Genomic DNA, 13859 nt, shown 5'->3' on the forward strand with positions numbered 1-13859 from the left:
TTAGTGTTTCACATAGAAAGAATATGAAAATGAAGAAATATATCTATATATTAGGATTGGCCATAACCGCCCTGATATCCGCCTGCGAGGATCAAAGCACAGAGCTCACAAGCATCGATTACGACCGCCTCTTCTCTCCCATTTCATTGGAAGCGAGAGTCATCAATCAAGTGAACGCACGTTTGTCATGGAGTGCCGTAAACGGAGCGTCAAGCTATAACATCGAAGTTTTCGCCAATGACAGCCTGACATTTACCGGCACCCCCGTCCGCACATTGAGTGGCATTAGCAATACGGATATACCTTACACCATTACCGGACTGGAAGGCGAAACAAAATACTCTGCCCGCATACAGGCCATCGGAGAAAACATCGCTGAGTCCAAATGGAACGGTGTCTATTTCAAGACCGGTACCGAACAGATATTCAGCAGTGTTCCCGAAGAAGATCTGACAATATCCTCTGTTACCCTGCGCTGGACAGCCGGTGAAACGGCAACAAGCATCGTGCTGACTCCGGGTAATATCAGCCACACCGTTACTTCCGCCGAAATTGCAGCAGGTGCCGCAACCATTGAAGGTTTGACTCCTGAAACAACTTATACCGCCAAATTAATGAACGGTACGAAAACACGCGGAACAGTGACCTTCACTACATTGATCGACCTGGCCGGTGCCATTGCCATTGAACCGGGAGATGATTTCGCACAGATATTGAAAGATGCCAAAGATGGAGACGCATTTGCGTTCTATCCGGGCACTTACGCCAATGTCACAATAGAAGATGGAAAAGAAGTAATAGGCAAGATTGACATCTCGGCCGATATTGAAATTAAAGCGGTACGCCCAAGCGACCGTCCAGTTATCAATGGCTGCATCACATTAAGTGATGGTGCTTCACTCAACATAAAACAAGTTGTGATGGACGGTACGAATACTGATGGAAGCCAAGCTTTTGAATTCAAGACCGCCACCACCTATGGTTCACTGATTGTCGATGATTGCGAAATATCCAATTACACAAAAGGCTTCTATTATGTAAACGTGGCGGCTACCATAGATGAAATAACGATTAACAACTGTCTGATTCACGACATCGTATGCAACGGAGGCGATATGTTCGACTGTCGCACCGGTTACATCAAAGCTATCAATATCACTAATAGCACTATCTGGAACAGCTGTGCAGGCCGTGACTTAGTCCGCTATGATGATGCTTCAAGCAATTTTGCAGGTTCAGCTCCCGTTATTAATATTGACCACTGTACGTTGGATGGAGTAAGTAATAGCAGTAGCAGACGATTATTCTACGTACGCTTCAAGAATAACAGCATTACATTCACCAACAACATGGTGTCTAATATGCCTAAATGTGGTAGAGGCTTCTCAGACAACAGTGCGACAGCAGTGCCAGCTTTCTTTAACAACAACTACTTCAATACTGCCAATCTTGTCTCCTTAAACGAAGGAGGTACAGGCAAATTCTATGATACCACAGGCAAGATCCTTGACCCGGGTTATGCTGATGCAGCAAAAGGCGACTTCAAGATCACTAACGATAACCTTCTCTACGAGGGAATCGGTGACCCACGCTGGTATTAATATACCTGATAGTCTATCCTTAAAAAGGAATATATAGCAGTTTGAAATGCCCCCAGAAAGTTAGATTAAGACTTTCTGAGGGCATTATCATCATTTACCCCAAAATAACCATATTTTCTTCCTTATTATAGTTATAAACTTCTATTTTTGCATATACATAAGTGCAAACCACTATTGACGGAACATTTATGTAAGGCTTAAAAAAATAACTTGGTACACAAATGCCGGTTTATCCCCCAATTTATTGTTCCCCTATTACTAAATTATTTTTCTCTAACTGGGAAAAAAGATTTCTCTAACTGGAAAAATAAAACGCCCATTTATACCAAGTCATTTTTAAAACACTACAAAAATCAAAAGAATCTATATCATGAAGAAAGTATTATTCTGTTTATCATTTATCTGCGTATGCCTCCAAGCATTACCGCAACGCCAATCTCTCCCTTGGGAGAATGGTTCACTGCAAGTTTCAGAGAACTCCCGTTACCTTCAGCATACGAATGGCTCTCCCTTCTTCTGGCTCGGAGATACCGGTTGGCTGCTTCCCGAAAGGTTGAACCGGGATGAAGCGGAATACTATCTTGAACAATGCAAACAAGCAGGCTTCAACGTAGTACAGGTACAAACCATCAACGGGGTACCTGCCATGAACTTTTATGGACAATCGTCTATGCCGGATGGATTTGATTTCTCCAATATCAACCGATCGGGTATATATGGATATTGGGATCACATGGACTTTATCATCGATGCCGCCGCCCGCAGAGGGATTTATATCGGTATGGTCTGCATCTGGGGCGGGCTGGTAAAAAGTGGAAAAATGAATGTGGAAGAAGCCAAGGCTTATGGTACTTTTCTCGCCAACCGTTACAAAGATCGCCCCAACATCATCTGGATGATTGGCGGAGATATCTATGGAAACATCAAAACCGAAGTCTGGAACATGCTTGCCAGCACCATTAAATCCATTGATAAGAACCATCTCATGACTTTCCATCCTTTCGGAAGGACACTCTCGGCAGAATGGTTCAACGATGCCCCCTGGCTGGATTTCAATATGTTCCAAAGTGGACACCGCCGCTACGGACAAAGCAAAGATGACAAAAAGACACTGTTACCACAAGGCACAGAAGAAGACAACTGGCGATATGTGGAACATAGTCTTGCTCAAAAACCACTACGTCCGGTTATTGATGGAGAGCCGTCTTATGAAGCCATTCCCCAAGGACTTCACGACCCTAAGGAAGGTTTCTGGAAAGACAACGATGTACGCAGATATGCTTACTGGTCGGTTTTTGCCGGTTCATTCGGCCATACGTACGGTCATAGCTCTATCATGCAATTCCTAAAGCCGGGAGTTAATCCAGCCTACGGTGCTACCAAATTATGGTATGAAGCCCTGAAAGATCCCGGATTCAACCAGATGCAATATTTGAAAAAACTGATACTTGCTTTTCCCTTCTTTGAAAGAGTAGCCGACCAGAGTTGCATAGCCGGCGATAACGGCACAAAGTATGAACGTCTCATTGCAACACGTGGCAACGACTATATGTTAGTGTACAACTATACCGGACGCCCCATGCAAATAGACCTCAGCAAGATTCATGGAAAGACTAAAAAGGCTTGGTGGTATTCACCGCGCAATGCAGAGCTATCTTATATCGGTGAGTTTAGTTCAAAAGTAGAAACGTTCCAGCCTGAAGGCGGTCATTCAAACGGCAATGACTGGGTACTCATCCTAACAGACGGAACCCGGAAGTATATAGAAGCATTGCAATAGATAGTTTTAATAAAAACAAGAGGATGTCCATTTTGATGAATTCATGTGTTTTTTGACGAATTGATCTTATTCATTCCCTTATCCCGATACTCAGTCGGAGTCATTCCCATCTTCTGTTTGAAGCATTTGCTGAAATAACGGGGATCATTAATACCCACCATATAAGAGATCTGAGTCATGGAATATTCTCCGGTTTCAATGAATTGCACGGCACGCTTGATACGCATTTCCTTAATAAACTCAATAGGCGCCAACCCCGTCAGTGTCTTCAGTTTCTTAAAAAAGACTGAACGGCTGACTGCCAGTTCCTGCACCAAGTCGTCTACTACCAATTCTCCATTATCCATATTCTTCTCCATCAGTTCCACCAGTTTGTCCATAAACTTACGATCGTTCGGAGACATTTCCGGTCCTTGCTCTTCTACAGTTTCTTCCGTTAAGTCAACCGTTGCATTTCCCGTCATTAGGTTATCCCGATAGATACCCTGTAACTTTCGGCGCTGTGTGAGCAGGTTCTTTACGCGTGCTTTCAGATAAGTGGCACTGAACGGCTTCGTGATGTAATCGTCCGCTCCATACTCCAATCCCTCCAATTTGCTTTCAATGGAAGTTTTAGCCGTCAACAATACAATGGGAATATGACTGGTGGTCATATCGGCACGCAGTTCACGCGTCATGGTGATGCCATCTTTTCCGGGCATCATTACATCACTAATAATGATATCCGGGAGGAATTTCAAAGCTTTACTCCAACCTTGCATACCATCCACTGCTTCCACAATTCTGTATTCGGAGGCAAAGATGCTGCGCAGGAACAAACGGAGTTCCGAATTATCTTCCACAAGTAACATCGTTCCTTTCGCGTCCATACTCTCTTCCGATTCTTCCTCGATAGTATCTTCTGCAGAAGAATCCGGTATTTCACTAACAACCTGTTCTGCGACTCCCATACCCACCGTGGCATCATCTTGCAAGAATTCCACAGTTGCATCATAGTGTTCTTTACCTTTCAGGAAGTCCACCTTAAAGCAGCTTCCCTCTCCTAACTTACTATCAACGGTAATGGTCGCCTTATGCATTTCGACCAATTCCTTCACCAATGACAAACCGATACCGGTGCTGGACTGATTGAACAGATTGCGGTCTACCAGATTCTCAAAACGGACAAACAATGACTTTTTCTTATTATCAGCAATGCCTATTCCCTGATCTTCCACACTTACAGAAACAGATTTCTCATCTTCACGCACAAGCACCGTGATCATCTTTCCATTCGGAGTGTATTTAAAAGCATTGGAAAGCAGATTGAATACAATCTTCTCAAATTTATCCGCATCTACCCAAAGATACAGTTCTTCCTTCTCCGTTTCAAACAGGAAGTCTATCTGATGTTCTTCGGCAACGGACTCGAAGTTCGCCATGATCTTGCGAGTAAAAGCCACCACATCCATACGCTGAACCTGCATCTTCATTTTCCGGTTCTGTATCTTCCGGAAGTCCAGTATCTGGTTGATAAGCCTCAACATGCGGTTCGTATTCCGTTCTACCACCTGTAACTGTTCACGGGCATCATCCGGAAGTTTGGTATTCCCCAGTATATATTCCACAGGGCCTGAAATCAAAGTCAACGGAGTGCGCAGTTCATGAGAGATATCAGTAAAGAAACGCAGTTTCATATCCGTCATTTGTTGCTCGACGGACACCTCATGCTTCAAGCGATAAATAGTGAACAAGATATACACCGCCGCTACAATAATCATGATGAAGAAAAGCACATACAGGAAATAAGCAAACGGAGTTTCCCAGAAGGAAGGTAGTATCTCAATGTCCAATGTACGCGTGTTTTCAGTCCATATACCGTCACTGTTGGTAGAACGGACTTTAAAGACATAATGCCCTTTCGGTAAGTTGGTATAAGTAGCCATACGCTGTTTACCGACATAGTTCCAAGCCTTTTCAAAACCTTCCAGGATATAAGCATATTGTATTTCGGAAGGCGCGGAATAGTCGAGTGCAGCAAACTGTATAGTGAAAATATTCTCCCGATGCGAGAGAACCAGCTTTCTGGTATCATCCAATCCTTGTTTCAGTACGGAACCTCGTCCCGGCACCACGTCTACATTCGCCACCAGCAACTTAGAGAAAACCATTGGCGGCACATAATTACTCTTCCCGATGGAATCGGGATTGAAATAGAAAATACCTGTACTCGCCCCGAAAAGTATATTACCCGAAGCTGTATATTCCGAAGCCGCTTCACTGAAACGTACCCGAAAAAAGATCTCCTTATCGGCATAGTTCTCAAATTTCTCCTCGGAAGGAATGAACTTACTGATGCCGTTTTCCGAACTGAGCCATAAATTACCGGCTTTATCCTCCTGTATGGAAAGCAACACATCCGAAGGCAGACCATCCTGTACCGTATACGACTTGAAACAGGCATTATCGTTCTCATCCAGCGATACCAATTTATTCAGTCCACCGCCAAATGTGGCAATAAAGAGTTCCTTATCCCGGGTAGATACAATCCAATGCACATCATTATTGCTTAGGCTATGCTCATCGTCCGGAACACGCAGAAAATGACGGAACTTCACATCTTCGGGATTCTTGAAGTCTGCATCCATCATCAAAGCGCCCACGGTAGTTCCTATCCAGATATGCCCCTGATCATCACCTGTTATAAAACGGGCCTTGTAACAATAATCAATAGGATATCCTTTCAGGTTATTACGATGGTTCACGAAAATCTCCTTACCACCCTGATTGTGCGCCATATAATTGATGCCGCCTGCAAATGTAGCAATCCAGATGCGTCCATGCTTATCTTCGTATACACAATAAACGTTATCGTCACTCAAACTATAAATATCACCTTCCTGATGCTGATAGCGGGTCAGCTTATAGTGATAGCTATCTCTCTGTTTTTCAGCTTTCACCAGGCCATCCCCTTTGGTTGCAATCCAGAAATTCTGTTTACTGTCCTGCAAGATGAAATAAACATTACCACGCAACGGAGTACCACTGTGCGACACAGTACCGTTTTCGGTCAGATAGCCCTTATTTACACGGTTCTTATCATATATCCGTAGTTTACCATCTTTCAAGCCTACCCATAAATTTTGGTCTGCATCTTCGCAAAGAGCTCGTACTTCGTTGCTCAATGACTCATAATCGTGTGGTACCGGCGTTACGATGCCAAACTGAGACGGACGGAAAGTAACCTTCTCCAATCCCTTAGAGTGAGTGCACATCCACAGATTCCCCTGATTGTCGGAAAAGGCAGTATGTATTTTATTGGAAAAGCGCCATTCATGCCCTGACAACTCATTATAGAACGGACGCAGACTATTACTTTCACGGTCAAAATATGAAAAACCGCCGCCATACGGATGTACCCAAAGTACGCCGTTGATATCTTCATGCGCATGGAAAGCCGGACGAGAACGGTCCGTACTGGTAGGTTCTACGGCTATTACTTCACGCTTTAAGACCTGTGTACGCGGATTAAAGTGTACCACTGTACCCGGAATATGTTGCTCGAACCATACTTCCGATGCTTTATCCACATAAGTACCATGAATCGGTGCATCAGGAAAACGGGAGGCAGGGAAGTGTTCTGTCTTCTTTGTATCACATTTATAAGTAAAGAATCCGTCTTTCGAAGTGGTCAGTATGATCTCATTTCCATCTATATGATCGATTGCCACAATATGGGATGAAACCGGCAGGCTCAGCAACAAGAACTGCCCGCTCTCCTTCTGATAGCGCCATACGCGCCCGTTATCCGATCCGAAATAGATTTCGGGACCATGCTCCAAACAGGAATAAAAGGCTTGCCCGCCTTTCTTCTCTCGCTCTGCTGTCTCTGCGAAATAAAAAACCGGTGATTTCTCTCCGGGTGCCAACATCCCTAATCCGTTATCAGACAATATCCATTCATTACCTGCCCGGTCCTCATATACCTGAAACACACGTGAGGCGGAAAACTGTCCCGATTGAGTAGAATAATATTGGGAAGTCAGTCTATAATCCTGTGGATCAGTCGCCACCCGGATCACCCCTTCAGTCTCCGTCAGCAACCATACCGAACCACCCGGCAGAACTTTGATATCCGTAATGTTGGCTGCGCCCCCCTCTTCATTATCACCCGGCACACGCTCAAACGTTTCCGTACGGGGATCAAAGCGATAGGCGTGATTGTCATAGGTTTGCAGCCAAAGGAAGCCATACTTGTCTTCCAGCATATGGTCTACACGATTATGACTCAGCACGATACGATTATCAAGCCGTGCCTTATACGTTTTAAACGAATAACCATTGAACTTATTAATGCCATCCCAGGTAGCAAGCCAGATATTTCCCTTGCGGTCTTGCAGGATGCTCATTACTGTATTTTGAGAAAGTCCGTCTTCAGACGAATAATGGGTGAAGAAACAATCCGGCTGCGCTTTTACTGACAACGCGCCTATCAACCCAAGGATCAGATACAAGATTTTTTTCATCATAACAGGCTTATTCTATGCGGTAAAGATACGTATTTCATAGAAAGATCATGTATCTTTGCTTAGATTTTAACAACCCCTGACCATGAAACGCATTACAACCACTTTCCTGATTGTTCTCTCCGGACATCTCAGTATGATCGCTCAAACCGATACCACCGCATATGGTGTTGTCAAGAACATGCCGGTCTTCTATGAGCAATTGAAACAGCAGCTCACTTACCCGGCAGCGTGGGGAAACTCCCCTATCCGCAAGTTTGATAAATGGCGTGCACAGGCACGGGAAACCCTACTGGAGTGTATGCAGATTTTGCCTCCCGCCCCTACCGATTATGCCATGACGGTAATCGCTACCGAACAGCGCAACGGATACAAGGCTCAAAAAATACTATTTAACGTATCGGAGTGGTGTCGTGTTCCCGCCTACCTGTTGGTACCGGACGGTGACGGTCCCTTTCCGGCAGTCGTCATGCTGCACGATCATGGCGCGCACTTCTCTATCGGCAAGGAGAAAATGGTACGCCCGTTCGATGTAAGCGCTGAAATCATAGCGGACGCCGACAATTGGGCAACAGGTTGCTACGACGGACAATATACAGGAGACTATTTTGCTGAACACGGTTATGTGGTACTTTCCATCGATGCCTTGTTCTGGGGTGAACGTGGCAGAAAGGAAGGGGTGAACTATGACGGACAACAAGCGTTAGCTTCCAACTTCCTGCAAATGGGAAGTTCGTGGGGAGCGTTTATCAATATGGATGATGCGCGAAGTGCGGAGTTCGTGGCCTCACTGCCGTTTGTGGATAAAGATAAAGTAGGATGCGTAGGTTTCTCCATGGGAGCCTACCGTTCCTGGATGCTCTCCGCCATCACCGACTGCATAAAAGTCTCCGCCTCCATTTGCTGGATGAACACCACCGAATACCTGATGACACTCACCAACAACCAAAACAAAGGCGGATCAGCTTATTCCATGCTGATACCGAACCTGCGCCGCTATCTGGATTATCCTCATACGGCAAGCATCGCCTGCCCGAAACCCACCCTGTTTTTCAATGGAAGCCGGGACAAGTTGTTTCCGGTAGAAGGTGTTAAAGATGCGTACAGCACCATGCAGGCTGTTTGGCAGAGTCAGAAGGCTGCCGACCGCCTCGTTACCAAGATATGGGAAGAGAAACACTTCTTCAATAAGGAAATGCAGAAAGAGACTTTGGAGTTTTTCAATAAATGGCTGAAATAAAGCGTAGCCGGTAATACACTAACCATGAGAAGAATCGGAATATTTCTAATCCTCTGCGTAATTGCCACCGACTTCTGCTTCGGACAATTACCACATACCTTTACACAATATACCTCAGAAGACGGACTCTCGCAGAATACAATCATGAGCATCCTGCAAGATGACAAAGGAGTGATGTGGTTCGCTACCTGGGACGGTCTCTACAAATTTGACGGATATACATTTAACAACTATAAAGCCCATCCGGGCGACAGCATCGGATTGAGCAACAACCGTCTGGACAATATTAAAGAAGACAGATACGGATATATCTGGGTACAAAGCTACAATCACCAGGTCTATCGTTTCAATCCGCGGCTTGAACGGTTCCAGGCTATCCCTTACGACAACTATCTGTCTCTGGACATGCATGTGCTTCCATGTGGAGACGTATGGATAATTACCGTACAAAATGAGTTACTTCATATCTCCACCCATCCGGAAACACATGAAATGAAAGTCACAGACTTCTTCAAGTCCCATCAAATTTCATACTCAGAACCTATCAAGTCTATCTTTCAGGATAGCCGGGAGAACCAATGGATTCTTACCGAGAACGGATTATACCGCCTGACTCGTAACGGGAATGAAGAGAAACTTTCTTCTTACTTCGTCGCTCCTCCGGAAAAGGACAAACAACCTTTTTACGATGCACTGGAAAACAACCATGCCATCTACTTCACTTCTAAACAAGGATGCGTATACGAATATAATCCGGACAATGGCCAGTTTGTAAGGCAAGAGTTCCCCACCGGCTCGTCTATCAAAACCATCCGACAACTCAAAAAGGACAAGCTATTCATTGGCACAGCCAGCGACGGGTTCTTTGTGTATGAACAAAGTTCCGGAAACCATCGTCACTATAATACCCGGAATTATCCTTCATTAAAGGACAACCAGATCAAAGCAGCCTATATCGATACCAACGGTGAAGTATGGATACGCCTCAGCACCAAAGGAGTGACGCACTTCAATCCTGAAAACGATCAGTTCGATCACTTCATTCTGCAAGACAAGTACGGCAAAGATATCGTCGATTCCCGACCGGAAATGTATATATACGAGGATGTCAACGGCTCTTTATGGGTACATCCTTCGGGAGGAGGACTTGCCTGGTACGACCGTAAGAACAACCGGATACGTCCGTTTTACAATCCGACCCTGCAATCGGGTTGGAGCGCCGACAATAAGGTGACCAATGTCTTTACCGATAAACAGGGTAATTTATGGCTCGGTTCGTACGGAAACGGACTGGAGAAGATCTCTTTCAATACCAATCATTTCCATTTGCTTACCGCCGCCCCGGATGACACGGAATTCCCGGGAAGCAACGTCCGTGCCGTTTACCAGGACCGCAACGGATATATATGGACGGGCAATAAAGACAAAATAATACGTGTCTACGACAGCCAATGGCGCTATGTGGGCAACCTTACGTCCGCAGGGACTATTTCCCCTTACAGCACGGACAAGTTAGGAATCGGCTATTCCATCATACAAGATCACGAAGGCACCATCTGGATAGGTACCAAAGGCAACGGACTATTCGCCGCCAGGCCTCAGGGGAAGCCTCTGACTTATCATCTCGTTCAGTACAGTGCCGACGCAAACGATGTATACAGTCTGAGCGGCAATGAAATCTACAGTCTGCATGAAGACCGGCAGCAACGGATATGGATTGCCACATTCGAAGGAGGAATCAACTACCTGGAACGGGGAACAGACAAAGAAGCAGTCCGTTTCATCAACTACCGGAACCGGCTAAAGAACTATCCTATCAGCCAATGTTACCGTACACGTTTCATCACCTCCGACACTAAAGGGAATATATGGATAGGCAGCGCCACAGGATTACTGATGTGCAAGGGCAATTTCAAAGAACCGGAAGAGATAGAATTCCAACGTTATTGCCGTATTTCGGGGAACGCCAACAGCCTCAGCAACAATGACGTGCACAACATATATTTCACCCGGAAAGGCGAAATGTACGTGGCCACCTTCGGAGGCGGACTCAATAAGCTACTCTCACTGGAGGGCACTGAAGCCCGCTTTCAGGCCTACACCATGAGAGACGGGCTTCCTTCGGATGTATTGCTATCCATCGAAGAAGACCCGCACGGCAACTTGTGGTGCGCTACAGAGAAAGAGCTGTGCAAGTTTATTCCTTCCACGGATAAAATAATAAACTACCCCTCCAGAGCTTTCCCCCTACGAATCAGTTTCAATGAAGGGGCGGCTCTGCGAACAGAGTCCGATTATCTGCTGTTCAATACCGTGAAAGGTGTCCTATACTTCTTTCCGGATTCCATCCATACAAGTACATACGTTCCTCCTATCATCTTCACCCGCCTGCAACAGGCCGAGAAGACGGTGACTCCCGAAGAAGGCGGCATACTGACCACCCACATCGATGATACGCACCTCCTGACCCTGCCTCACGATAAGAATGGATTCAGCATCCAGTTTGCCGCCCTGGACATGAAGTATCCCGGCAACATCTCCTATTCCTACAAACTGGAAGGCTTTGAAAATAACTGGAACAATATCGGCAACCAGCGAACCGCCACTTACACCAACCTTCCGAAAGGGCATTACACCCTGAAAGTCCGCTCTACAAACAGCGACGGCATCTGGGTGGAGAACACGCGTACACTGGACATCAACATACTTCCCTCCTTCTGGGAGACACCGTGGGCATATTCCCTGTACGTGCTATTCATCTTATTGGTCATTTTTACAGCCACCTATATCCTCTTCACCATCTTCAGGCTGAAGCATAAGGTATCCGTCGAACAGGAGATTTCAGATATAAAGCTACGTTTCTTCACAAACATATCGCACGAACTGCGTACACCGCTGACGCTGATTGCCGGTCCCGTAGAGCAAGTCCTGCAACACGGCAAGCTGAATGATGAGGAACGGGAACAGTTGGTGCTGGTAGAGCGAAACACGAACAGGATGCTAAGGCTCGTCAATCAGATTCTGGACTTCCGCAAGATACAGAACAAGAAGATGAAGATGAGGGTGCAACAGATTGACCTGATCCCTTTCATCCGCCACATTATGGAAAGCTTCAACAGCCTTGCCGATGAACACCAGATTGATTTCAGTATGGATACGGAAGTCGCCAGCCTCAAGATATGGGCGGACTCTGACAAGTTGGAAAAGATATTGTTCAACCTGTTATCGAACGCTTTCAAATATACTCCCCAAGGGAAACAGATCAAAGTGATGGTGCAGGAAGAAGAAAAGGATGTGATTCTTGCCGTGGAAGACCAGGGAATAGGAATTGCGGAGAATAAGCAAAAGTCCCTCTTCGTCCGCTTCGAGAATTTAGTGGATAAGAACCTCTTCAACCAGGCCAGCACCGGTATCGGCCTTTCACTGGTGAAAGAGCTGATAGATATGCACCACGGCACCATCAGCATCCGGAGCAAACCGGGAGAAGGGAGTTGCTTCAGCGTCAGATTGCAGAAAGGAAAAGAACACTTCGATGAAACCGTTGAGTTCATCCTGTCCGACTACGTAGTAAGTGATGCCTCACCAGTACGCACTGGCAATCAGTTCTCTCCGCTCACCGGAAACGAAGAGGAGAACCTGAACAGTGAAAAAGAAACCATCCTTATAGTGGAAGATAACCAGGAATTACGCTTCTTCATAAGAACCATCTTTGCCCAGTACTTCAATGTTATAGAAGCGGAAAATGGTAATACCGGACTGGAAAAGAGTAAGTTGTATATGCCGGATATCATCATCAGCGACGTTATGATGCCCGAAAAGGATGGTATAGAAATGGTGCGCGAACTGCGGGAAGAGATGACCACAAGCCATATTCCCATCGTTATGCTGACGGCCAAGTCGACCATCGAAAGCAAGATAGAAGGCATGAAGCTGGGAGCGGACGATTACATCACAAAGCCCTTCAGCGCTGCCTACCTGAAAGCACGTATTTTCAATCTGCTTGAACAGCGCAAGAAGTTACAGGCATTGTATTGCGCCAGTCTGTTGCCCGCATCCACCGAACAACCCCTGGCAGGGAAAAAGGAAACCACCCCTCCGGCCCTTTCGCCCAACGACCAGAAGTTTATGGATAAAGTGATGGAAACCATAGAGAAGCATCTGGATAACGGTGACCTTACAGTGGAAGACATTGCCGGCGAAGTAAACATGAGCCGCTCCGTATTCTTCAAGAAACTGAAGACACTGACCGGTTTATCTCCCGTTGAGTTCCTGAGAGAAATACGCATGAAGCGGGCAGCTCAACTCATAGAGACAGAAGAGTATAATATGGCTCAGATAGCCTATATGGTGGGACTGAATGACTCGCATTACTTCAGCAAGTGCTTCAAGCAGCAATATGGAATGACACCGACTGAATACAAGGAAAGCCGAAAGCAAAACAATTAAGGTTTTCTTCCGGCTTTCCTCCATTAAGTCGAGGTTATTCCATCTTCTGAAGATTTCATTACCGGCAGGCTGATTGTTAATAATTCTGCCTGCCTATTTTTCTCTATTTCTCTTCTTTATCTCTATCTTCTGATTTTGAAAACCGAATAGGATAAATTTAGCCGACCCCCGCTACAGTGTATTGTAGAGGGGGTAGCACCTCCCATTTTAGGGGGGTGTTAACTCCTAAGCTTAGGAGTGCGATGTTCCTAAGCTTAGGAGTGCGATGCTCCCAAGCTTAGGAATGT

5 protein-coding genes are annotated in these 13859 nt (G+C 45.7%); 4 read left to right on the forward strand and 1 reads right to left on the reverse strand.

Going from position 1 to position 13859, the window contains the following annotated elements; genetic code table 11:
• Positions 1–23 precede the first annotated feature (23 nt).
• Together BN161_RS01175 and BN161_RS01180 are read left to right on the forward strand one after the other, a co-directional pair.
• Positions 24–1601: a fibronectin type III domain-containing protein gene (locus tag BN161_RS01175; RefSeq protein WP_052356138.1), complete on the forward strand. Its 1578-nt coding sequence runs from the start codon at positions 24–26 to the stop codon at positions 1599–1601.
• Positions 1602–1971: 370 nt separating this feature from the next.
• A complete protein-coding gene (locus BN161_RS01180) occupies positions 1972–3381 on the forward strand; it encodes a glycoside hydrolase family 140 protein (protein ID WP_044262301.1) in 1410 nt (469 codons plus the stop codon).
• 41 nt (positions 3382–3422) lie between these two features.
• On the opposite strand, the gene BN161_RS01185 is transcribed toward BN161_RS01180, so the two are convergent.
• A complete protein-coding gene (locus tag BN161_RS01185; RefSeq protein ID WP_044262399.1) occupies positions 3423–7886 on the reverse strand; it encodes a hybrid sensor histidine kinase/response regulator transcription factor in 4464 nt (1487 codons plus the stop codon).
• A gap of 85 nt (positions 7887–7971) precedes the next feature.
• On the opposite strand from BN161_RS01185, the gene BN161_RS01190 reads away from it, so the two are divergent.
• Together BN161_RS01190 and BN161_RS01195 are read left to right on the forward strand one after the other, a co-directional pair.
• A complete protein-coding gene (locus tag BN161_RS01190; RefSeq protein WP_052356139.1) occupies positions 7972–9126 on the forward strand; it encodes a dienelactone hydrolase family protein in 1155 nt (384 codons plus the stop codon).
• Between the two features lie 24 nt (positions 9127–9150).
• On the forward strand, positions 9151–13572 hold the full coding sequence (locus BN161_RS01195) for a hybrid sensor histidine kinase/response regulator transcription factor (RefSeq protein WP_044262302.1): 4422 nt from the start codon (positions 9151–9153) through the stop codon (positions 13570–13572).
• Positions 13573–13859 lie beyond the last annotated feature (287 nt).

It is taken from the genome of Bacteroides timonensis, from assembly GCF_000513195.1.
Taxonomy (GTDB): Bacteria; Bacteroidota; Bacteroidia; order Bacteroidales; family Bacteroidaceae; genus Bacteroides; species Bacteroides timonensis.

Coding starts and splice junctions, on each gene's coding strand:
- BN161_RS01195 (WP_044262302.1), top strand. CDS start 9,151: ATGAGAAGAATCGGAATATTTCTAATCCTCTGCGTAATTGCCACCGAC.
- BN161_RS01185 (WP_044262399.1), bottom strand. CDS start 7,886: ATGAAAAAAATCTTGTATCTGATCCTTGGGTTGATAGGCGCGTTGTCA.
- BN161_RS01180 (WP_044262301.1), top strand. CDS start 1,972: ATGAAGAAAGTATTATTCTGTTTATCATTTATCTGCGTATGCCTCCAA.
- BN161_RS01175 (WP_052356138.1), top strand. CDS start 24: ATGAAAATGAAGAAATATATCTATATATTAGGATTGGCCATAACCGCC.
- BN161_RS01190 (WP_052356139.1), top strand. CDS start 7,972: ATGAAACGCATTACAACCACTTTCCTGATTGTTCTCTCCGGACATCTC.